This is a genomic window from Rheinheimera sp., assembly GCF_037442525.1.
Classification (GTDB): Bacteria; Pseudomonadota; Gammaproteobacteria; order Enterobacterales; family Alteromonadaceae; genus Pararheinheimera.
On sequence record NZ_JBBIQD010000001.1, the window covers coordinates 520613 to 542958 of the forward strand.

The following is a 22346-nucleotide window of genomic DNA, read 5'->3' on the forward strand; positions in this document are numbered from 1 at the left end:
CTGATCACGATTGAGTTATTGCGCGACACAACCGCAGACAGAACCAGCGCTGCTGTTGATATTGGTCCACTGGCCGTTCCATTTCAGATTACTGGCCGCATTGGGGCAAACGCCTGGATTGGCTGTGGTGCCCTGACAAATGCCCTGAGCGGCGCTGTTGCTGCCAATGGGAGTTGTTGAGGTCACATCAATGGCTTCCCCTTTGCCTATGACGATATCCAAAAAGGTATGGCTCAGATTCTGACTGGTGATATTGTTATTCACCGTCTGGCCTGTGCCGACAAAGTTGTGGCAGCCAAAGCAGTTACTGGCAAAACTGGCGCTGTTCAGATTCACATGCTGAAAAGTGGTTTCAGCCACCGTATTAGCCAGACGTAAGGAACCCCGCTCATTTGGCACCCCCTGCCCACCAGAGCTTTGGGCAATATTACTGACCCACAACGCCCCCACGTTAAAGTACTTGCTTAACACGGCCATACCGGCGGGCACCGAACTGCCACTGAGCAACGTATCCAGGCCACTGTTTTGTGCAGTAATAGCGGCCAGATTCTGATCCGCTTTTAAATCCCCTGACCCTGTGCCGTACGGAAACACCCGGCAGATATTGGTCGGGGTGCCTGTTGGGGCTGTCTGGTTTTCCGGAGGATTATTAAAGTTGCAGTTCAGCTTGGGATCGGTCAGCGAACCAGTCAGACCAGCAGCACAACTCTGGCTGGCAAAGGTCCACTGCGAGTTGGCAGGAACCAGTTGAGGCTCACAGTCTGGTGAGTTTTGTTGGTGCTCAAAGGTGGCCCAGATAAATTCCGGATGATCCGGGGTGGCAATGGCAATATGCATACCGACCAAACCTAAGGTTTGAGGCTGCCCACTGATCGTCAGTGGTTGAGTGACAAAATTGCCGCTGCTGATTTCAGAAGCTGACAACACTTTCCAGGCCGCTTTAATTTCGGTGGTGCCACCGGGAAAGTTAATCAGGTTTTGTTTTTGCAGCTCAACAGCGCTGCCAGATAAGTTACACATGGCTTTGTTAAAACGCACATCGTAATACACCACATTGCCGTCCTGTGCATAAATGGTGGCACCATCACCGGCCTGTTCGGTCGAAATGGAGGTGCTGTCCGCTTTATCCAGGCTGGTGCGTAAAGTCGGCCCTGTCACCGTCGCGTCACAGGAATTGGCCGGATTGCCCTGGTTGTCAAATTCCAGCACGGCGTATTGGCTGGGGTCCATAAAATTGCGTTGGCCCTGGCTATTTTGCGACATCAGGTATAAATAGGCTTGCGTCGAAAACTGGTAGAAATCGCAAAAGGTTGAATCGCCGGGTCCGGCACTTTGTTTGACTTCTGTTGGCATTGAGGGACTGCTCAGCCAGCTTGGGTCCACAGGGCAACTGGTATCAGCCATGGCTGGAGCACAAAATCCAGCCAGCAATAAGCTGGCACCAACAAGGGTTCTGGTGGTATTCATAGCAGGTGTTCCTTCCTTTTCATTGTTGTGAAAACAGACAATGCAACCGGCAGCCCATCCACCAATCGATTTTCTGTTTTAGATACACTAGTTGATGTTATCCAAATTTGAAACTAAATGAAAAAAAAGAAACTTAGAATCATCTAATTCAACGACGATCAGCCTGTCAAACGGGCCTGCTTCAGTGCGTATCGGACCCACATAAAACAGCTGCCTGGCTTGAATTGAATGGGTTCTCCACCCACTATGAAGAAAGAGCCATTGGCTTCAACAGGAACCTGACCATGAACTACCGGATTGAACATGACTCCATGGGCGCGTTGGAAGTGCCTGCAGATGCCTTGTATCAGGCTCAGACCCAACGGGCCGTACAGAATTTCCAACTGCACCCGGCCAGCCTGCCACTGCCTTTTATCCGCGCTTTGTTACTGATCAAACAAGCCGCAGCCCTTGCCAATGCGGAGCTTGGCTTATTAACGGCCCGCCAGAGTGATGCCATCGTCAAAGCGACCGAAGCCCAATTGGAACACACAGACCTCAGGCAATATCCGGTGGGTGTCTATCAGACCGGCTCCGGCACCAGCTCGAATATGAACGTCAATGAAGTGCTGGCCACAGTGGCAAGCCGTATAGCCGCTGAAAAAATCCACCCGAACGACCATGTGAATTTAGGCCAGAGCAGCAACGATACCATTCCAACCGCCATTCATGTCAGTGCCGCCTTAGCCATCAGCGGTGATTTATTGCCTGCGCTGGTTCAGTTGCAACAGGCACTGAACCAGCTGTCGGAGCAACAAGGTCATATTCTGAAAACCGGCCGCACCCATCTGATGGATGCCATGCCACTGCGTTTTGCCCAGGTGTTCAGCGGCTGGCAGGCTCAACTCAGCCACGCTGAACAACAACTGCAAGCGCAGTTGCCACATTTGCAGCACCTGGCCCAAGGCGGCACCGCTATTGGCACAGGCGTCAATGCCCATCCGGATTTTGCCCCGGCTTTTGCCAAAGCGCTGAGTCAACAAACCGGCCTGGCTTTTACCCCAAGCCCGAATTTCTTTTTCAGCCTGAGCACACAGGATGTGGCTGTGGCGACGTCCGGCGCCTTAAAAACCCTGGCGGTGGCGCTGCTGAAAATTGCCAACGATTTACGCTGGATGAACTCAGGCCCACTGGCAGGCCTGGCTGAAATTGAACTGCCTGCGCTGCAACCGGGCTCGTCCATTATGCCGGGCAAAGTGAACCCAGTGATCCCGGAAGCTGTGGCTATGGCGTCTGCCCAGGTGATAGGCCACGACAGCGCTATTACCATTGCAGGCCAGTCCGGTAACTTTGAGTTGAATGTGATGTTGCCTCTGGTGGCAGCCAACCTGCTCGACAGCATCAGTTTGTTGTCGGGCAGTCTGAGATCCCTGGCGGAAAAAGCCATAGTTGGCCTGAAAGTGCGGGCCGACACCACGGCCAAAGCGCTGGCGCGTAACCCCATTCTGGTCACCGCATTGAACCCGGTGATTGGTTATGAAAAAGCCGCAGCTATCGCCAAACAGGCGTACCAGCAGCAACGACCTGTGCTGGAGGTGGCGCTGGAACACACTGACTTCACTGAAGAGCAGCTGAAAGCACTGCTGGACCCGGCCCGGCTGGCCAACTAAGCGCAGAAACAAGACCAAACCCGCTGCTGCAGCGGGCTTTTTTTATCCGGCCGCCTGCACCACTTTTTGTTGCCCCAGCCGCCAGATGGCGTAACTGAACGCCAGGCTCAGCACCAGCATAAACAGGCTGGCCCACAACCATTTGCCTTCCGACGGGTTGTAAAACAGAAAGTAACCCAGCTGGGCCAGATTCAGGATGGCGATGCCTTTGAGCATCAGCTCTTTGTTTACCTTCGCCAGCACCAGCGCACCAAAAGGCGCCATAAAGAGCACCACAGGGTAAGCACAAAGCCAGGTCTGAATTTGATAACCGCTCAGTTGCTGTTCAACCAGACCGCGCCAGATAAAACCTGACACACTGATCGCCGCCATCAGCATGATGGCCAGCTGGGTTGCACGTTTTTCCTGCATCCGGAACAGTGTCACCAGCAAGGTGTACAGAATAATGTCTGCCCCTGTGCCAAACAGGCTGGCACACATGCCTCCAGCCACCAACACCATCAGCAGCAATCCCCATTCATAGCCTTTGGGAGTACGCAGTTCAGCCTGGCAACCCCGGTGTTTCCCCAGACTGTACACCAGTGCAAAGGCAGTGATCAGGCTTAAAAACAGCGCCTGAATAATGTACACCGGCAGTTGCTGCAACAGCTGCATACCCAACACAAAACCGGCAAAACAAGTTGGGATCATCCACAGCAGTGGCTTAAACACCCGCCGGTCCGGCGTGCTGCACAAAATAAAAATACTGGCGCTGGTCATGCCAATGCTCTGGATCATCAGGCTGAAATCCCGCGCCATCACACGGTCAATCTGCAAAAAAATATTCAGCACAGGAAACGCCACAGCGCCACCGCCTTCAGGGGTGGAACCCGCCACAAAAGCGCCCACCACCATAATGGCCGGGTAAAACCAGTGGTCCGCCAAAAAAGCCAGATCGTTAAAACGAAAGAACAGCCCCAGCCATACCAGCAAAGCAGCGACAAACCAAAAACGGAACCAGGGGTAAAGAAACATGCAAAAGTCTCCTGAAAGGGCTTCCAGTGTTATACCTGTTTCGCCTGAAACTGAACAGCCACTGCGGCAAATTTTGCGGGCCCCTTCATCGGACGTATTTCGCCGTGTCCTGGCAGCTTCAGCGTGATTTCCCCCCGGTTTGAGTTTTATACTACCGGCTTTTCACCCCCAGAGCTGTCTGAATGAACGCCCCTGCCCAGCACACCTCAGGCTTTGATGCCACAAAAACCATTTTGCCTGTCGTGGCAGCCGTCAGTTTTGTGCACCTGCTAAACGACTTGATACAGGCCATTCTGCCGTCGATTTACCCTTTGCTGAAAACCGAATACGACCTGAGTTTTGCCCAGATTGGCCTAATTACGCTGTGTTTCCAGCTGATGGCGTCCATGCTGCAGCCTGCGGTCGGCCTCTACACGGACAAACACCCCAAGCCTTATTTATTGCCAACCGGTATGGTATTTACCTTAGTGGGCCTGGTATTGCTGGCCCTGAGCAGCAGCTTTGCAGGCTTGCTGGTGGCGTCTGCGCTGATTGGCATGGGGTCGTCCACTTTTCATCCGGAAGCCTCGCGGGTGGCCCGTATGGCCAGCGGCGGCCGTTTTGGTTTTGCCCAGTCGTTTTTTCAGGTGGGAGGAAATACTGGCTCTGCCTTCGGCCCTTTATTGGCGGCCGCCATTATTCTGCCGCGTGGGCTGGATGCCATTTTGTGGTTTACTCTGTTTGCCATTTTGGGTATTGCGGTGCTCAGTGCGGTCAGCCGCTGGACCATCCGCTCTGGTGCCAGCTTAAAAGGCAGCAAAAAACAGCCCCATTTCAGCCATTTAACTTCGGCTCAGGTGAAAGGCGCCTTGCTGGTACTGGCTGTGCTGGTGTTCTCCAAATACATCTATATGGCGGCGCTGACCAATTACTACACCTTCTACCTGATAGAAAAATTTGCCCTGTCGGTGGCCGATGCGCAGCTGTATCTGTTTGTGTTTCTGGCCTCTGTCGCTTTCGGGACTTTCGTCGGCGGCCCTGTCGGCGACAAAATCGGCCGTAAAGCGGTGATCTGGATTTCTATTCTTGGCGCTGCACCATTCACCTTACTGTTGCCTTACTGCAACCTGGCCTGGACAGCCGTGCTGTCCGTGCTGATTGGTCTGGTGTTGTCCTCGGCATTTTCCGCCATTATTGTGCTGGCGCAGGAACTGGTGCCACATAAAATTGGCCTGGTCTCCGGCATCTTTTTCGGCCTGATGTTTGGAATCAGTGGTATTGCAGCTGCGGGCCTGGGCGCCTGGGCCGATCACTCATCCATAGTGCAGGTGGTGGATTATTGCGCTTATTTACCTCTGCTTGGCATCATCACTGCCCTGCTGCCCACAATGCGGAACCGCTGACGCCCCCCAGTCCGCCTCCCAACACAGCAGGTACAACCCAAAGCGCTCCGACGGACAGGGCGCCGGGCCCCTGCCCTTGAAATTCTCGGATTGAAAAGTTACAACAGACCAGACAGTGTTCAGGGAGGTTCAAATGGCAGTCCGTTTTTTAACCACAGCAATGGCGCTTGTATTGTGTCTGGTCCAGTCCATCACCCAGGCAGCGCCTGCACTTCAGGCTGGCGCTGTGGCGTCACCGGATCGTTATGGTGCTGACGTCGCGGAGCAAATCCTGCGTCAGGGTGGCAATGCGGTCGACGCCGCCATAGCCACTGCCTTTACCCTGGCCGTAACCTACCCGGAAGCCGGCAATATAGGGGGTGGCGGCTTTATGCTGATCTGGTTCAAGGGCCAGCCCTACTTCCTCGATTACCGCGAAACCGCGCCGGCCGCTGCCCACCGCGATATGTACCTGAATGCCGACAAACAGGTGATTAAAGATTTAAGCCTGATTGGTCATCAAGCCAGCGGAGTGCCCGGCACTGTGATGGGTTTATGGCTGGCGCATCAGAAATTTGGCAGCCTGCCGTGGAAACAACTGCTGGCGCCAGCCATTGCTTACGCCCAACAGGGCTTTATCGTCGCCGAAAATCAGTATCAGTACCGCGCTGATCTGTTGCAGCAACTGCAGGGGAAAACCAATTTCGCCGCCTATTTTGGCAGCATGAAGGCGGGACAGACCTTTAAGCAACCGGAGCTGGCGCAAACCCTGAGCCGGATTGCCGACCAGGGGCCGGACGATTTTTACAAAGGCAAAACTGCTCAACTGCTGGTGGCCGAAATGCAGCGCGGTGGCGGCCTGATCAGCATGGCCGACTTAGCCGCTTACAGGGCTGGCTGGCGGGACGCTTTGCAAATGCCATGGCAAGACAAAACCTTAATCAGCGCGCCGCCGCCAAGCTCAGGCGGCATCGCCATTGGCCAGTTGCTGGGCCTGAAACAACGCCGCCAGGCGGACTTTCAGGGAGTCGCCCATAACAGCAGCCAGTATGTGCATTTGATGGCCGAACTGGAAAAACGGGTCTATGCGGACAGGGCCCAGTATTTAGGCGACCCCGGCTTTGTCACAGTGCCGGTCGCACAACTGCTGAGCCCTGCTTACCTGGACCAACGCGCCAAAGAAATTAATCCCACCGCCATTTCGGCGACAACCCAGGTGAAACCGGGGCTGGAAGGCTACCACACCACGCATTTTTCCATTCTGGACAAAGCCGGTAATGCAGTGTCCAACACCTACACCCTGAACCTGGATTTTGGCAGCGGTGTGGTGGTCGAAGGGGCTGGTTTTTTACTGAATAACGAAATGGATGATTTTTCGGCCAAAGCCGGGGTGCCCAATGCCTTTGGCGTGGTCGGCAACGACGCCAACTCGATAGCGCCGGGCAAACGTATGTTGTCGTCGATGAGCCCCAGCCTGCTGGTCAAAAAGAACCAGGTGGAACTGGTGGTGGGTACGCCGGGTGGCTCCACCATTATCACCTCAGTGTTTCAGGTGATCAGCAACCTGTACGATATGGGTATGTCGCTGCAACAGGCGGTGGCGGCTCCGCGTTTTCACCACCAGTTGCTGCCGAAAGACCAAATCAATATGGAGCCTTATGGCCCGCTGGCCAGCGACGTGCAGCAGCAACTGACAAAACGTGGTTATCAGCTGCAGATCCAAAGCTGGAATTTAGGCGACGTACAGGCCATTCAAATCCGGGATGCCGTGGTCCAGGCGGCGGCCGATCCACGTTCACGCGGGGTTGCCCGCGTGATTCATTATTAACTCAGCGCTTAAAGACGCCACCGCGGCTCTGGTATTGCGGCGGCGGGCTGCGCCTGCGCATTTTTGTCTACACTTCAGGGTGCCTTCAATCTGCCAACCCGGCACACACTACACCAAAGTAAGGATACAGCATGAGTCCATCCCCTTCGTTTTATCTGGCGCTGGCGGCACTAAGCTGCTGCGCCGCTTCCGCCAAGGACACCACCTCTCCCCCCTCCATGGTTGTGCCCGACCAGGTGATCAGTGCACAAAATGCCAAACTGGACGCCAACAGCCTGGACAAAGGTTTTGGCCCGCAGTCGCCGCGGGATATAGAGGCCAAAGCCGGGAACACTATGCGGATTTTTGCACTGGCGCCGCCGTCCAACCAGATGAACCTGTGCAATATTCATCTGCACCGCAGTGCTGAACATAAAGGTGGGGAATTTACCCGTTATGCTGGCAATGGCGACGGTAAAGGCATTGGCAGCGGCTACCGCTACAGCGGAACATTAACCGCCAGCGAACTGAAACCTCTGGCTGAGCCGGTTTGTGCCAGTGAACATGGCAGTCTGCAAGCAGGCGACACCATTGAAGTGCATTATGTGTATAGCAGCGCCAGGGTTGGGCCGGGCGCGCCCCTGAAGGCCTGTTTCAACGACAGCATTAAAAACCCGGACCTGAGGGTGGAAGCCCAGGTGTATGTCCTGGTCAATGACAGCCAAGCACTGGATTTCGGCCAGTTAACAGCCGTCAGCATGCACAAGGGCTACCATCAGGCACCCAATATCCCGACCAATACCGGCACCCCGGTCCAGTATGCTGGCTCGACCACTGGGCCAGACTACAATGAAGTGGCGTCGCCTTTTCAGGTGACCTGGAGTGTGCGGCCCAAAGTGGCCAAGGTCAATGTGGCTTCTATGGCGGCCTGGTGCACAGCCAATCCCTTCAATGAACATGGCCCACATGGGGTGCGCAACCTGGTGATCAACCCGGAACTGCTGTCGGTGATCCCCTGACAAAAAAGCCCGCAGTGCAACTGCGGGCTTTCTGGGCTAATCAACAATCTGCACCCTGCTTTGCAGCGCCCTGTTATTGCTGACATCGGCCGCAGGGCCCACCACGTCAAAACGGCCATCTAAGCGAATGTCAGCCGAAGAGCTGCCCAGTTGCAACCGGATTTCCCCAGGCTCCAGCAACCAGCGCATCTTGCCTTGTTGCTGTGGCCCTAAAAAGGCCAGCAGGTTCACCGGCAGATGAAAGCGCACTGTTTTTTGTTCCCCCGGCTGCAAACTGACCCGGGCAAACCCGGCCAGTTGCTGCACAGGCCGGGTTAAACTGGCCACCGGGTCCTGCACATAGAGCTGTACCACTTCAGTCCCTTCGCGGCTGCTGCTGTTTTTCAGCTGCATACTCACTTCCACCTCTTGTCCTGCTTTGGCTGTGGTTTTATCCAAGCTGAGATTGCTGTAGTCAAAACTGCTGTAACTCAGGCCATGACCAAAGGGGTACAGAGGTTGAATGTCGTTATGCAGGTAGCCTCGGCTGCTGGACGGCTTGTGGTTGTAAAACAGCGGAATATGGCCGGCGCTGCGCGGAAAGCTCAGCGGCAGTTTACCGGACGGGTTCACCTTGCCAAGCAGCACATTGGCCAGTGCCGTGCCACCCTCCTGGCCCAGATACCAGGCTTCCACAATGGCCGGCATTTGTTCTGCCAAAGTACCCAGTGCCAGCGGACGGCCATTGCTCAGCACCAGCACCAGCGGTTTATCAGCGGCCACCGCCAGCACGTCTCTGGCCAGCAATTGCTGGTCGGCACTCAGTTCTAAGCTGGGGCTATCCCCCAAATGTTTATCCGCCCAGGCTTCGCGCGCCAGCCCTTCGTTTTCGCCCAGCACCAGCACTATGGCATCCGACCTTTGAGCCAGAGCCACAGCCTCTGCGCGCAACTCTGCATTGCTGGCCGGACTGGCCAGCACAGTCTCGTCATGGTTCCAGCGCAGCATCGAATAGGTGCCCGCCTTGTGGCTGCGCTCCACCACTGCCCTGGCCGCCGCTTCAGCCAGCGCATTGGTGCTGGAGGTATCGGTGCTGTCGGCACTGCCGCTGGCCTTGGGTTCTAAAAAGTTATTGTCCGTAATACGGCTGCCGCGGGCGAATGTCACTGCCACCTTGCCCTTTAACTGCTGCTCTAACGCACTTTTCAGGCTGACCGTCTGGCGCGGAATGCTACTGTAACCACCAAGCAAGGTCTCGTCAGCATGCGGACCTATCAGTGCCAGGCTCTTCAGTTTATTTGCATTCAGTGGCAGGGTGCCGTCATTTTTCAGCAGCACTATGGATTTTTCCGCCAGCTCCAGCGCCAGTTGACGTCCTTGCGCATTCCCCAGCGCAGCATCCGCCTTCGATGCATCCACATAAGGCTGTTCAAACAACCCCAGGCGGAACTTTAACGCCAGCACAGGACGCACCGCCTGATCGATGGCACTGACCGCCAGCTCTCCCTTTTCAACCAGGGCCTTGAGCAAAGGAAACGTTTTCGGATCCGGCGTTTCCATATCCACCCCCGCCAGCAGCGCCGCTTTGGCGGCGTCGGCCTCACTGGCAAACAGCTGATGGCGGCTGCGCAGTTCCTGCACGGCAAAATAGTCGCTGACCACAGCGCCATTAAAGCCCCACTGCTCACGTGCCAGCTCACGCAGCAGGTAGCTGTTGATATGGGACGGCACCCCATCCACTTCGTTGTAGGATGGCATAATACTGGCCGCGTAAGCGTCTTTGATAGCGGCTTCAAAAGGCGCTAAAAAGACTTCCTGCAATTCACGGGGCGCTATATGGGCCGGCGCCGTGTTCACTCCAGCCTGTGGCTGACCATGGCCGGTTAAATGCTTCAGTGTGGCCACCACTTTATCTTCAGCAAAAGCTGCCTCTTTGTTGGCAAGGCCCTGAAAACCCCGCACAGCGGCGATGCCCAGCGCAGACACCAGGTAGGGATCTTCCCCCATGGTTTCTTCAATACGGCCCCAACGCGGGTCACGGCCAATATCCAGCACTGGCGCTAAAGCCCAGTGCGCGCCGGTCGCACGCATTTCGCGGGCAGCCAGTGCATAGAGTTTTTCCAGATCAGCGGGTGACCAACTGCTGGCCAGCGCCATGGCCTGCGGAAAGCTGGTGGCGTCATAGGCCACATAGCCATGCAGCGCTTCTTCGTGCATCAAGGCTGGTATTCCAAGCCTGGTCTGCTCCGCCAGCCAGCGCTGCACCGCATTATTGAATTCGGCCATCTGGCGTGGTGTTTTGTATTCGCTTGGCCGGCCAATATGGCCTATGCCGTGAGGGATCAGGGCCCTGGCTTTCTCGGGCAAAAACTGCATCCCGCTGCTTTCCATCTGACGGCGTTGATGCCAGACGCTTTGCAGCTGAGCCAGTTTTTCATCCAGCGTCATCCGGCCCAATAAATCCTCCACCCGCTCCGTCACAGGTGCGCTGGCATCTTTATAAAGCGGTGGGATGGCTGCACTGTCTGCTGCCTGGGCGCCACAACTCAGCAGCGCGGCAGACACTGTGGTAATCATGGTTTTACGCATAGTATTAAGTTCCTTGTCGCACACCTGAACCGGTGCATCCGGTCTGATTGGTATAAGAGCCGCCAAAACGACTGCCTTACCTTAGCCTGACCCCAAAGCCAGTCCTTTAATGGAATGTTTTTAGTGGGTTATCTTTTTTCGCAGCCCTGCTGTGCAGCGGCGGCAGAAGCCCTATGCTGGCAGGCAGGCTGCAAAGGTATTTAAAAACAATCACAACAGGCAGCCCGAATCACAACAAGGGGAGAGTTCAGGTGCAAACCGCAACACAACAGACGGCCGCCATTGACAGCGCCAACAGTCCGCCTGCCGAAAACAGCGGCTTTATTTTATTTATCAGCCTGGTCGCCACTATAGGCGGCTTTTTGTTTGGCTTTGACAGCGGGGTGATTAACGGCACTGTGGACGGCCTGCAGCAGGCCTTTCAGTCCGAAAGCGTCGGCACTGGCTTCAATGTCGCCAGTATGTTGCTTGGCTGCGCCGCAGGCGCTTATTTTGCCGGCCGGCTGGCCGACCGTTATGGCCGCAGAAGTATTTTGCTCTGGGCTGCGCTGTTTTTTATTGTCAGTGCCTGGGGTTCCGGCATTGCCAACGGTTCATTGGAGTTTGTCATTTACCGTATTCTCGGTGGTCTGGCCGTTGGTGCGGCCTCGGTCATTTGCCCGGCCTATATTTCAGAAGTGGCCCCGGCCCGCTATCGCGGCATGCTCAGTAGTTTGCAGCAAATCGCCATTATCTTTGGTCTTTTTATGGCTTTTGTCAGTAATTATCTGCTGGCCGATATTGCGGGCGCTTCGACTCAGGCGTTCTGGTGGGGTTATGAAGCCTGGCGTTGGATGTTCTGGATTGAACTGCTACCCGCCGCGCTGTTTCTACTGATGCTGCTGTTTATTCCGGAAAGTCCACGTTATCTGGTCCTCAAAGGCCGTCAGGCCAATGGTGCGCAGGTGCTGACCCAACTTTTTGGTGAGCCCTCAGCCCAGAAAAAACTGGCTGAAATTCAGCACTCGCTGCAAGCCAACCACCAGCCCCGCTTAAGTGATTTACGTGATCCGGCCACCGGCAAACTGCGCACTTTGGTTTGGGTGGGGTTGGGTCTGGCCACCTTTCAGCAACTGGTTGGCATTAATGTGGTGTTTTATTACGGGGCCGTGCTGTGGCAGGCCGTGGGCTTTTCCGAAGCCGATGCCCTGTTAATTAATGTGATCAGTGGCGCCATCAGTATTCTGGCTTGTGTGCTGACGCTTTTGGTCATTGACAAAATTGGCCGTAAACCGCTGCTGCTCTGGGGCTCAGCCGGCATGTTTATCACGCTGGCCCTGCTGGTGTACGCCTTTGCCAACGCAGCGCAGGATCAAAACGGCAACCTGCTGCTCGGCGAACACGGCACACTGGCACTGGTCAGCGCCAATGCTTATGTGTTTTTCTTTAACCTGTCCTGGGGCCCGGTGATGTGGGTGATGCTGGGCGAAATGTTCCCGAACCAAATTCGTGGCGTCGGCCTGGCGGTGAGTGGCCTGGCACAATGGCTGTGCAATTTCCTGATCACCATGACCTTTCCGCTGCTGCTGACCGGCATTGGTCTGGCCGGTGCTTATGGCCTTTATGCGCTGGGAGCACTGCTTTCTGTGGTGTTTGTGCTGAAAATGGTGCACGAAACCAAAGGCAAAGAGCTGGAGGACATGCAGTAGCGCCAGCCGGGGCCGATGCAAAACAGAGCGCTTCGGCCCCTAGCCAATCAAACGTTGTTTAAGTTCTTTGGCAAAAGTACGGCTGACTTTTAACTCTTTACCTGTATTCAGAAACAAACGGAATTCGGTGTTATTCAGCGGCTCCAACCGGTCAATGTAGTTCAGGTTCACCACTGTGGATTTATGAATTTGCACAAAGCAGTCCGGCAGTCGCTCCTGCACCAGGCTTTTGAGCCGGGCCCTCATCACATGAGTGTCCTGCGGGGTATGCACACACATATAGTCCCCGGCGGCATCAATCCAGAGAATGTCCTGAAATGGGATCAGCTGAATTGGGCTGCGGCCATCCTGGATCACCAGTTTTTGCCGCTCCCCCGCTTTCGGTTCCGCCGATTCAACCCCTTCTGCAGCCATAGGTGCTGCCGCAAGGTTGAACCGGGCCTGGCGGTCGGCCCCCGCCTGCCCGCGCACCCGCTCAATGGCGTCGGCCAGTCGCTCCAGCGTTACAGGTTTCAGCAGATAATCCAGCGCCCTCACTTCAAACGCCTGCACCGCGTGCTGATGAAATGCAGTGACAAACACAATGGCTGGCCCATAGTGCAGCTGCCGGACTAAATCAAACCCGCTTTGTCCGGGCATTTCGATATCCAGAAAAATCAGTTCAGGCTGCAGCTGGTCAATTAAGCACAAGGCCTGTTCCACACTGGTGGCTTCCCCCACCAGCTCAATGTCCGTAAAGCCCTGCAGACGTAAGCGCAGCCCTTCAATAGCGGCAGGTTCATCATCCACAATCAGGGTCCGGAGTAAGGTCATCTGGCCTCCTGCGGGCCAGCATCGGCAGGCTCAATCGGAATGCGGATATGGATCCAGGCGCCCTGCTCAGGCCTGTTGCCAAACTCAAACAGGCTTTGCCCGGGATAAATCAGCGCCAGCCGTTCCTCACAGTTATGCAGGCCAATGCCGGTGGACCCTGTGCCTGGGCGCTGCGTAAAACCGCAGCCATTGTCCAACATGGCAATGAGCAGGTAGTGATGTTCCCGGCTGAAGCTGACGCTGACACTGTATTGCGGCTGCAAATGCAACATGCCGTGTTTAAGTGCGTTTTCTGCCAGCGGCTGCAATAACAGCGACGGCATTAACAGATGCCTGACATCATCCGCAGCATCCACTGTCACTGCCAGTTTGTCGCGAAACCGGCACTGCTCCACCGCAAAATAGGTTTGTAAAATCCGGATCTCTTCCGCCACTGTCACTTTGGCCAAAGGGTCGGTGTACAGGCTATAACGCAGCAATTCGCACAGTTTCTCCAGCATGGTCACGGCATGCAGGTTCTCTTGCTTCAGAATCAAGGTACAAATGGCGTTAATGCTGTTAAACATAAAATGTGGGTTCAACTGGTAACGCAGCATTTTCAGCTGCGCCTCTTTGGCAAGGTCGAGGGCTTCTGCGGCTTTTTGCCGCTGTTCCATGGTTTCGAAGGTGGCTTTGGACGCATAATACAAGGCAGTCCAGGTTAATAAAATGGTTAACGACGCCGAATTCCAGGTGCCAAAATCAAACCAGGTCATTTGCTGCCAGACGGTGCCATAAAGCCACTGCAAGGTCAGCCATTTCCACTGGGTCCACACCAGACAACCGACCAGGATCACCAGCAAATGCCACAGCACTTTTAAACGGGTCTGTTGCACGCTGATCCGTCGGTACCAGGCCCGCAGCAATAAGGTTAAGCCGAAACCAAAGCAGCTATCGAGCAGCAGATGAGGCAAACCCACCTGCCAGGGTTCCTGGCTGGGAATTTTAATCATCAGTTCGGTCAGCAGCGCATACACCACCCAACCCCCAACCTGACACAGCCAGAACAATTGTTGTCGACTCAGAGTTTGTAACACCTTTCCAATCCAGCCTGTTCAACAAGGCCCGGCTTCAGCAGAGAAAAGCCGGGCGACCTGGTTTATTCTGATGACTATTTTGCTGGTTCTGCTTCGCACTCCAGGCGCAACGTCTGTTTGTCAGCGTGCGGCTCAGTGTGCTGAGTCAGCAGCACAATATCGGCGAGCGCCAGGCTATGTTGCCCTGACGAGCGGATCACCAGTGCGTCTTTCAGCGCTGTGGTCAGCGGTTTTTGCCCGGCACAGCCCAAAGCAAGCTCGACAGTATGCCACAGGCCGGCTTTGAAGTGGGCCAGAGGCTCAACCAGCGAAAGCTGCCGCAGGCACTGCCCCTGCGCATCACATAAAGCGCCAAGCTGAAGTGTGGACGGCACTGGTTGGTCGAAACGCAGGCTAAACCGCAGGAATTTCGCGCCCTGGTGAGCCCTGTTCGCCGATTTGGCATAACGCAGGCTGGCAGAGGCGTCCGCCGCACTGTTCCAGCGGAACTGCCGTCCATCCTCCTGATAAGATAAATTCACCGACTGCATCACCAGGCTTTTACCATCGGCACTGACGCCAAAAGGCGTGCTGATCAGGCGGTCCGCCGCTGCCTCCGGGGTTGAACTGCTGTCGGTTAATACCCAAGCCAGGCCGGGCGCTACATTACGTAACAACAGAGGTTCAACTCCATCGTCCCCGCTGGCAGCAGCAGGTGCCGTCGTCTTCTCTGAAAAAAGCCCCAGTTGCGTCTGATCCTGATAGGTCAGGCCATACCCATAGGCAAAGAGCGGCTCATAGTCCTTGTCCCCTTTGTTTAAGACAAACTGGTGATCGTAACGAGGCCAGGAAAAGCTCAGTTTGCCCTGAAAATCATACTGGGCTTTGCCATCAGGGTCCGACAACAAGACATCGGCAACCCCTTGTCCTTCGGAGCCCGGCAACCAGGCCACCACAAAGGCGTCAGAGGCGTTGATTTCTTTGTTGGTCCAGAGTGGCCGGCCTGTTAAGAAAACAGTCACCACCGGAATCCCCTGCTGTTTTAACTGTTTAATTAAAGCTAAATCACGCTTGTCGCCATGCTGGTACTCCAGCTGCTGAATATCGCCAAACCACTCGGCATAAGGGTTTTCTCCCATCACCACAATAGCGGCATCAGGCTTGTTGCGGTAACGGCCATTCACGGCCAGTTCCACCTGCCCACCAGCCGCCTCCACCTGTTGACGAATGCCTTGGTAGATTGAGGTGGCGTTCGGGAAATCGTCGTTGGTATTGTCGGTGCCTTGCCAGGACACACTCCAGCCCCCTGCCTGCTTGGCGATGTTATCTGCGCCATCTCCTGCCACCAGCAGCCGGCTTTTTGCAGACAAAGGTAAAACATTCTGGTTATTCTTCAGCAGCACCAATGACTTCCGTACAGCTTCCCGCGCCAGCAATTTATGCGCTTCACTGTTAAACTGCTGCAGTGATTCCGGCCGCTCAGAGGGTTTGCCCCGTTGCAACAGGCCCCAGCGAATTTTCGCCCGCAAAAAACGCCGCACCGCATCGTCAATACGCGACTGAGGGATCAGCCCCTGCTCCACCTGACGAATGGTGTTGTGATAAAAAGCTTCAAAGTGCTCTGGCACCATCAGCACATCCACACCGGCATTGATCGCACCTGCGCATTGCTCCAGATCGCAGCCCTCTACAAATTTATGGGCGTTCCAGTCACTGACGACAAAACCGTCAAAGCCCATTTGGTTTTTCAGCACATCGGTCAGCAGGTACTTGTGGCCATGCAAACGCACACCATTCCAGCTGTTAAAAGACGCCATCACCGACTGCACCCCAGCCTGAATCGCCGTCATATAACCTGCGGCATGAATATCGCGCAGGCCTTGTTCGTCGATGAGCGTGTCGCCGCGGTCTATGCCTTTTTCAGTGCCACCATCGCCGACAAAGTGTTTGGCGGTGGCGATACGGCCATAACCCTGCAGAAAATCTTTGCCCAAAGTGCCCTGTAAACCCGACACCATCTGGCCAGCATAGGCTTTGACTAGGGCCGGGTCTTCCGAGTAACTTTCATAAGTGCGGCCCCAGCGGTCATCGCGCACTACAGCCACAGTAGGTGCAAAACTCCATTCAATGCCGGTAGCCGCCACTTCTTTGGCTGTCGCTACCCCAATACGGTGAATAAGCTCAGGATCATTAGCCGCACCCAACCCAATATTGTGCGGAAACAAGGTGGCACCATAGACATTGCTATGACCATGCATCGCATCCGTGCCCCAAATGGTTGGGATCCGGCTGCCGTCCTGGCTGGCGTCCACTGAAGCGGCATACATTGCATCGGCATACTTCAGCCACTCCGCTGGCGAGGCCCGTTTTTTGCCATAAGGCGCCGTATTGCCACCATTGAGGTAAGAACCAAAACCGTATTTACGCATTTGGTCCAGGCTCAGGTAACCAATTTCTGGCTGAATCATCTGCGCCACTTTTTGCGGCAAGGTCATTCGCGCCAGAATTTGATCAAGCAACTGCTCCAGCTGCGGATCTGCCGGCAGGCCCGTGTTGACATAAGGCCACTCAACCGGCCCTTTTGGTGTGGTTTGGTCAGCGCTTTGCTGTTGTTCACTGGCCAGTACATGGCTGCTAACAGCAAGCGTTGCACACAGCAAGGCCAGTAACTTTTTGCCCTTGCTGGTTGTTACTTGTTTATTCTTCGGCATAAAAACCTCATCACTTTGCCAGCCAAACGCTGGCTCGCCGCACCTGATAAAAAACAAACCGCTCACCAAAAGGGGAGCGGTTTTAGTCTGGTCTGTGCGCCTTAGAAATTAAAGCCAGCGCGCACCCCGTAGTAACGCGGCATGCCGAAGCTGCCTTTGGGGAAACCTTTGCCTGTGTTACTCCATTGCTGGACTATTTCGTTGGTGGCATTGCTGATAAAGGCTTCAGCAAACCAGGCCTGACCGACCGGCTCGTATTTCAGTGATGCATTGGCAGAGGTGTAAGCGTCTCTGCGATCATCCATATACCGCACGGCTTCATCCGGCACCGCAAAGTCCATATCGTCTAAATGGCGGTCCACGTTCCAGATGGTGTTGTAGGACTTATCTTTCCAGCTTAAGTTAAACCAGCCGTGGATAAAACCGTAGCTGCCCAAATCAACACTATGGGTGTAACTGATATTGGCGGTGTATTTTGGCACCATCGCCAGCTGATTGCCTTTCAGGTTCGTGGTCAGCAGGCTGTTTTCCGGGTCTATTGACTCTTCATAGGACAGGCCAAACAGATACTCCGGGTCGTAATCCCACTTGGTGATCCAGTCTTCGGTCACCCGGGCGTCCGTCCAGGTGACATAACCGTTGATACGGCCACTTGGGTACGGTTTCCAGTCAAATTCCAGCTCCAGCCCTTTGATGGTCGAACCCGGTACGTTTTGGGTGTAGTACGCCACCACCGGCATATTGCGGTAATCCAGCACAGGCTGACCATTTTCATCCAGCACCGGGCTGCCATCCGGGTTTTCCACCGGAGCCAGCCGTTCGACGTTGCCAACAGAACCGACAGAGGCGTATTGCATGTCGGTGTAGTCGGTATAGAAAAACACCGCCTGTAAGTTCAGCGAGTTCTCTAACAAGCTTGTTTTTGTCCCCAGCTCATAGGTGACGACCTGTTCAGGATCAAACTGGGTTTCGATACGTTGTACCTGGCCTGTTCTGTCATTCACCACTTCAAACACGTCACCTATACCACCGGCTTTAAAACCTGAGGCCACATAGCCATAGATCATAGTGGTTTGCGTCAGATCATAATCCAGCCCTAAGCGGAAATCGTGGTTGCGCCAGCTGCCTTTGTTGTCATTGGCAAAAGAGGATTTATAGATAGACGGATCTTCAAAGGCATTGGTTGGCAGGTTGGACAACAGAGTGCGGTTATACCAGCCCGGTGCACAACCATCGGCATTGGAACAACGTAAAGTGCGGCCCCCCACGTCCTCTTTGGTCTCGTCACTGAAACGGTAACCCAGGGTCAGGTGCAATTCAGGGCTCAGGTTGTACGTCGCCTGACCAAAAGCGGCCAAAGCGTCGGTCGAACGGTCAGGTTGATCCCAAAACGCCTTGTCATCCATAGGGTTGTCGTAATAACCCACAGTGGTGGTTTTTTCATGAAACAGGTTAACACCAGCGATCCAGACTAAATCCCCCAGTTCATCCGACTGCAATTGCAGCTCAGTGGAATACGAACGTGCACCTGTGCCGTCGAGGAAAAACATAGCGCCGTCCCAGACGTCCAGGCCAACTTCAATATCCTGAGCGGATTGACGTTTCATGTCTTCAAAACCGGCCAGCCAGACCAGGCTGAGTTCGTCGGTTAACTCGTAATTCAGGCTGTTACGCAGGTAGGTAATGTCCAGCTCCAGTTTACCCGGCACGTTGACCACGGCCTGATAAGTGTTGTCGCTGGGTAAAAAGTTGGAACAGTCGCCACCAAACTCTGCAGGTCTGCCACGTAATTTTTCGCAGTTGACCATGTCGGTAGAGCCGGCACTGTCATTTTTGTAGTACTGGAACACCGTATGGTTGGAGAAGTTACCTGCAGCAGGTTCCCACAGGGTGCTGACGCGGAACGAGTGCTCATTGGCGTTATTGTAGAAATCGCTTTTGTCGGCTGGCGTTAGAGCCCGCACTTTTTGGGCTTCAGGATCTGTGCCTGCTGCATCTATCCACCAGTTTTCGCGTTGGGTTAAGGTTTGGCCTATGCCCTGATAGGAGCCTTCGGCAATAACCGGAGCATCCAACACCCCAGCGGGCAGATAGCGGGTGTCGTATTGGTTCGGGTCCCAATAGCCTTCGACATACGAATCACGTTTTAAGCCTTTGCCGGAAAACCGCACGGCAAAGTCGTCGGACACCGCCAGGTTAAACATACCACCTGCACTGCGGCCATTAAAGCGGCCCAGTTCGGTATTGAGGTTACCAAAGGTGCTTCCAATTTCAGGTTTGGCGGTCAGTACGTTAATACTGCCGACTGTGGAGTTACGGCCAAACAAGGTTCCCTGCGGACCACGCAAGGCTTCCACCCGCTCTACGTCGTACATCAGCGCCAGCGCGCCCTGCATACGTGGCGAATAAATACCGTCCAGGTGCACACCCACAGCAGGGTCACCCAGCTCAGTGATATTGGTGGAACGGATACCACGCATGGTGATCACAGGTGCGGCCTGCTCGGAAGACACGGCAATATCCAGTCCCGGCACCAAATCGGCGATATCCACCACATTATTCACGCCATGCTGCTGCAGCTGAGTGTCGCTCAGCGCTGAAATGGCCACAGGTGTTTCCATCAGCTTGGTTTTGCGTTTGGTCGCGGTGACGGAGATGATTTCCAGCGCAGTGTCGTTCTCTGACGCCTGCGATTGTGTTGAAACTGTATTGGTGCCGACATCGGCCTGCTGCGCCATTGCTGAAAAAGCGCATGCCATCGCCACCGCAAGCGAGAGTGCGTTACGTTTGTGCATGATCTAACCCCTGTCTGTTATTTTTTATTCTGTCGTTTTGGCAAGCCAAACTGCCTGCTTTTGCCAGGCTTTACCATAATGCGCAGTCCCAGCAGGAGATACAGAGATTCGACAAGGCGAGCCAGCCGCACTACAACCCGAAAAACAGCCTTTGCATTGCAGCAACAGGGCGGAGTCTGACCACCTTCGCGGGCCAGTCATGAATATTTCTCACGCACCAATGAAATAAAGCCATTTTTATTCATGCCATTTGGGGCGTATAACATCCCTACCGCCAATTTGGCCATCCAGACGTTTTTACAGCCGCCTTGATGAAAGGAGTCGAACACGATGAACACAAATTTCAGCTTCAGCATTCAACGCATTGGTTTTGATGAGCACTATCAACCGGCCAATCACACCCGCATCACCACCAACTTTGCCAATCTGGCGCGTGGCGAAAGCCGCCAGCAAAACCTGCGTAATGCCATTGCAATGATCAACAAGCGCTTTAATGCACTGGTTAGCTGGGACAACCCGCAGTCAGACCGTTATCAGGTAGAGCTGGAGATCATTTCGGTGGATATCTGCATTGAGAACCAAGGCCACAGCTTCCCGACCATTGAAGTGCTGCAGACCAGCATTCTGGACCGGCAGACCGGACAGCGTCTGGCAGGTATTGTTGGCAATAACTTTTCCTCTTATGTGCGGGATTACGATTTCAGTGTGTTGTTGCCCGAATACAATAAAGACCAGGCCAGCTTCAGCATTCCACCTGGTTTTGGCGAGCTGCATGGCAAGCTGTTTCAGTCGTTTATTAATTCAGCCACCTACCGGCAAAACTTTAACAAAGCCCCGGTGATTTGCCTGAGTGTGTCCGACAACAAAACCTACCATCGCACCAACAATCAACACCCTGTGCTGGGGGTGGAATACCTGCCCAATGAATCGTCACTGACCGAGCTGTACTTTAAAAAAATGGGCTTAGCAGTTCGCTACTTTATGCCTGCGGGCAGCGCCGCGCCTTTGGCGTTTTATTTTGTTGGCGACTTGCTGAACGACTACAGCAATCTGGAGCTGGCCAGCACCATCAGCACCATGGAAACCTTTCAACGAATTTACCGGCCGGAAATTTACAACGCACACACTCAAGCCGGAGAGCGTTATCAGCCGAATTTGAAGAACCGCGATCACGCCCTGACAGACATAGTGTACGACAGAGAAGAGCGCAGCCGCTTAGCGGTAGAGCAAGGCAAGTTTGCGCAGGAGCATTTTATTAAGCCGCACAGCGTTGTTTTAGAACAATGGGCAGCGCAACAACAGTAATCCCGGCACAGCATTTAATTGACCCAAAGAGCAACGTATTGATGAACAAATTACTCCCGACATCCACAGCAGGCAGCTTACCTAAACCTTCCTGGCTGGCCCAACCTGAAACCTTATGGTCGCCGTGGAAATTGCAGGGCGAGGAATTAACAGACGGCAAACAGGACGCTTTACGTTTGTCGCTGCACGAACAACAGCAGGCAGGCATAGATATCGTCAGTGACGGCGAACAATCGCGCCAACACTTTGTCACCACTTTTATCGAGCATCTGGACGGTGTTGATTTTGCAAAACGCGAAACAGTCCGTATCCGCAACAGATACGACGCCAGCGTGCCGACTGTGGTTGGCCCTGTCAGCCGGCAAAAACCTGTCTTTGTGGAAGATGCGAAGTTTTTGCGCCAGCAAACCAGCCAACCTATCAAATGGGCACTGCCAGGCCCTATGACCATGATAGACACGCTGTACGACGCCCATTACAAAAGCCGCGAAAAGCTGGCCTTTGAGTTTGCCAAAATTCTGAATCAGGAAGCCAAAGAACTGGTTGAGGCTGGTGTGGACATTATCCAGTTTGATGAGCCCGCCTTTAATGTGTTTTTTGACGAGGTGAACGACTGGGGTATTGCCGCTTTAGAACAAGCCGCCGACGGCCTGAAACAGCTTAAGTGCGAAACCGCAGTGCATATTTGTTATGGCTATGGCATTAAAGCCAATACCGACTGGAAACAAACTTTGGGCAACGAGTGGCGTCAGTACGAAGCCGTATTTCCGAAGCTGCAACAATCCAGCATCGATATTATCTCGCTGGAATGCCACAACTCGCGGGTGCCAATGGAATTGCTGGAACTGATTCGCGGCAAAAAAGTAATGGTCGGCGCTATTGATGTTGCCAGCCACAACATCGAAACGCCGGAACAAGTAGCAGCTACCTTGCGCCAGGCCCTGCAGTTTGTCGACGCTCACCACCTCTACCCATGCACCAACTGCGGCATGGCACCCTTACCGCGCCATGTGGCACGAGGCAAACTCAATGCCTTAGCGGCAGGAGCAGAGATAGTGCGCCGGGAATTGGCGGGCAAATAGCCACGGATTGAA

14 protein-coding genes are annotated in these 22346 nt (G+C 54.4%); 7 read left to right on the forward strand and 7 right to left on the reverse strand.

Going from position 1 to position 22346, the window contains the following annotated elements:
• Window positions 1-15 precede the first annotated feature (15 nt).
• Window positions 16-1467, reverse strand: coding sequence for a mannan-binding lectin (locus tag WKJ03_RS02450; protein WP_337840564.1), 1452 nt, complete (start codon window positions 1465-1467; stop codon window positions 16-18).
• Between the two features lie 284 nt (window positions 1468-1751).
• On the opposite strand from WKJ03_RS02450, the gene WKJ03_RS02455 reads away from it, so the two are divergent.
• A complete protein-coding gene (locus WKJ03_RS02455; RefSeq protein WP_337840565.1) occupies window positions 1752-3116 on the forward strand; it encodes a class II fumarate hydratase in 1365 nt (454 codons plus the stop codon).
• 42 nt (window positions 3117-3158) lie between these two features.
• Here the strand turns inward: WKJ03_RS02455 and WKJ03_RS02460 are convergent, their stop codons facing one another.
• Window positions 3159-4130 (reverse strand): sulfite exporter TauE/SafE family protein, encoded by a 972-nt coding sequence (locus WKJ03_RS02460; protein WP_337840566.1) that lies wholly within the window; start codon window positions 4128-4130, stop codon window positions 3159-3161.
• Between the two features lie 182 nt (window positions 4131-4312).
• Between WKJ03_RS02460 and WKJ03_RS02465 the strand changes: the two genes are divergently transcribed.
• The 3 genes from WKJ03_RS02465 to WKJ03_RS02475 all read left to right on the forward strand — a co-directional run bounded on the left by WKJ03_RS02465 (window position 4313) and on the right by WKJ03_RS02475 (window position 8317).
• Window positions 4313-5512 carry an MFS transporter gene (locus tag WKJ03_RS02465; RefSeq protein WP_337840567.1) on the forward strand — a complete coding sequence of 400 codons (1200 nt, stop codon included), beginning with the start codon at window positions 4313-4315 and terminating at the stop codon, window positions 5510-5512.
• Between the two features lie 133 nt (window positions 5513-5645).
• Entirely contained in the window at window positions 5646-7319 is a 1674-nt protein-coding gene (gene ggt, locus WKJ03_RS02470; RefSeq protein ID WP_337840568.1) for a gamma-glutamyltransferase, read from the forward strand.
• A gap of 131 nt (window positions 7320-7450) precedes the next feature.
• Complete coding sequence (locus WKJ03_RS02475) at window positions 7451-8317, forward strand: delta-class carbonic anhydrase (protein ID WP_337840569.1); 867 nt, start codon at window positions 7451-7453, stop codon at window positions 8315-8317.
• A 36-nt stretch (window positions 8318-8353) separates the two neighbouring features.
• Here the strand turns inward: WKJ03_RS02475 and WKJ03_RS02480 are convergent, their stop codons facing one another.
• Window positions 8354-10885, reverse strand: coding sequence for a glycoside hydrolase family 3 N-terminal domain-containing protein (locus tag WKJ03_RS02480; protein WP_337840570.1), 2532 nt, complete (start codon window positions 10883-10885; stop codon window positions 8354-8356).
• A gap of 251 nt (window positions 10886-11136) precedes the next feature.
• On the opposite strand from WKJ03_RS02480, the gene WKJ03_RS02485 reads away from it, so the two are divergent.
• Window positions 11137-12573, forward strand: coding sequence for a sugar porter family MFS transporter (locus WKJ03_RS02485; protein ID WP_337840571.1), 1437 nt, complete (start codon window positions 11137-11139; stop codon window positions 12571-12573).
• Window positions 12574-12612: 39 nt separating this feature from the next.
• Here WKJ03_RS02485 and WKJ03_RS02490 read toward each other — a convergent pair whose 3' ends face one another.
• The 4 genes from WKJ03_RS02490 to WKJ03_RS02505 form a co-directional block, all read right to left on the reverse strand.
• The gene (locus tag WKJ03_RS02490; RefSeq protein ID WP_337840572.1) at window positions 12613-13386 is read right to left on the reverse strand and encodes a LytTR family DNA-binding domain-containing protein; all 774 of its coding nucleotides are present in this window, start codon (window positions 13384-13386) and stop codon (window positions 12613-12615) included.
• Window positions 13383-14462 (reverse strand): histidine kinase, encoded by a 1080-nt coding sequence (locus WKJ03_RS02495; RefSeq protein ID WP_337840573.1) that lies wholly within the window; start codon window positions 14460-14462, stop codon window positions 13383-13385. Before WKJ03_RS02495 ends, WKJ03_RS02490 begins: the two co-directional genes overlap by 4 nt.
• A 74-nt stretch (window positions 14463-14536) precedes the next feature.
• On the reverse strand, window positions 14537-17152 hold the full coding sequence (locus WKJ03_RS02500; RefSeq protein WP_337840574.1) for a glycoside hydrolase family 3 N-terminal domain-containing protein: 2616 nt from the start codon (window positions 17150-17152) through the stop codon (window positions 14537-14539).
• 101 nt (window positions 17153-17253) lie between these two features.
• Complete coding sequence (locus WKJ03_RS02505) at window positions 17254-19947, reverse strand: TonB-dependent receptor (protein ID WP_337840575.1); 2694 nt, start codon at window positions 19945-19947, stop codon at window positions 17254-17256.
• 330 nt (window positions 19948-20277) lie between these two features.
• Here WKJ03_RS02505 and WKJ03_RS02510 point away from each other — a divergent pair, with 330 nt between their 5' ends.
• Window positions 20278-21252, forward strand: coding sequence for a DUF1852 domain-containing protein (locus tag WKJ03_RS02510; RefSeq protein ID WP_337840576.1), 975 nt, complete (start codon window positions 20278-20280; stop codon window positions 21250-21252).
• Between the two features lie 41 nt (window positions 21253-21293).
• Entirely contained in the window at window positions 21294-22334 is a 1041-nt protein-coding gene (locus WKJ03_RS02515; protein ID WP_337840577.1) for a methionine synthase, read from the forward strand.
• The last annotated feature ends 12 nt before the right edge of the window (window positions 22335-22346 follow it).

Bases quoted from the DNA above. Each gene is read 5' to 3' on its own strand.
- WKJ03_RS02450 (WP_337840564.1), bottom strand. From the start codon at position 1,467: ATGAATACCACCAGAACCCTTGTTGGTGCCAGCTTATTGCTGGCTGGA.
- WKJ03_RS02515 (WP_337840577.1), top strand. From the start codon at position 21,294: ATGAACAAATTACTCCCGACATCCACAGCAGGCAGCTTACCTAAACCT.
- WKJ03_RS02500 (WP_337840574.1), bottom strand. From the start codon at position 17,152: ATGCCGAAGAATAAACAAGTAACAACCAGCAAGGGCAAAAAGTTACTG.
- WKJ03_RS02505 (WP_337840575.1), bottom strand. From the start codon at position 19,947: ATGCACAAACGTAACGCACTCTCGCTTGCGGTGGCGATGGCATGCGCT.
- WKJ03_RS02460 (WP_337840566.1), bottom strand. From the start codon at position 4,130: ATGTTTCTTTACCCCTGGTTCCGTTTTTGGTTTGTCGCTGCTTTGCTG.
- WKJ03_RS02475 (WP_337840569.1), top strand. From the start codon at position 7,451: ATGAGTCCATCCCCTTCGTTTTATCTGGCGCTGGCGGCACTAAGCTGC.
- WKJ03_RS02465 (WP_337840567.1), top strand. From the start codon at position 4,313: ATGAACGCCCCTGCCCAGCACACCTCAGGCTTTGATGCCACAAAAACC.
- WKJ03_RS02455 (WP_337840565.1), top strand. From the start codon at position 1,752: ATGAACTACCGGATTGAACATGACTCCATGGGCGCGTTGGAAGTGCCT.
- ggt (WP_337840568.1), top strand. From the start codon at position 5,646: ATGGCAGTCCGTTTTTTAACCACAGCAATGGCGCTTGTATTGTGTCTG.
- WKJ03_RS02490 (WP_337840572.1), bottom strand. From the start codon at position 13,386: ATGACCTTACTCCGGACCCTGATTGTGGATGATGAACCTGCCGCTATT.
- WKJ03_RS02480 (WP_337840570.1), bottom strand. From the start codon at position 10,885: ATGCGTAAAACCATGATTACCACAGTGTCTGCCGCGCTGCTGAGTTGT.
- WKJ03_RS02510 (WP_337840576.1), top strand. From the start codon at position 20,278: ATGAACACAAATTTCAGCTTCAGCATTCAACGCATTGGTTTTGATGAG.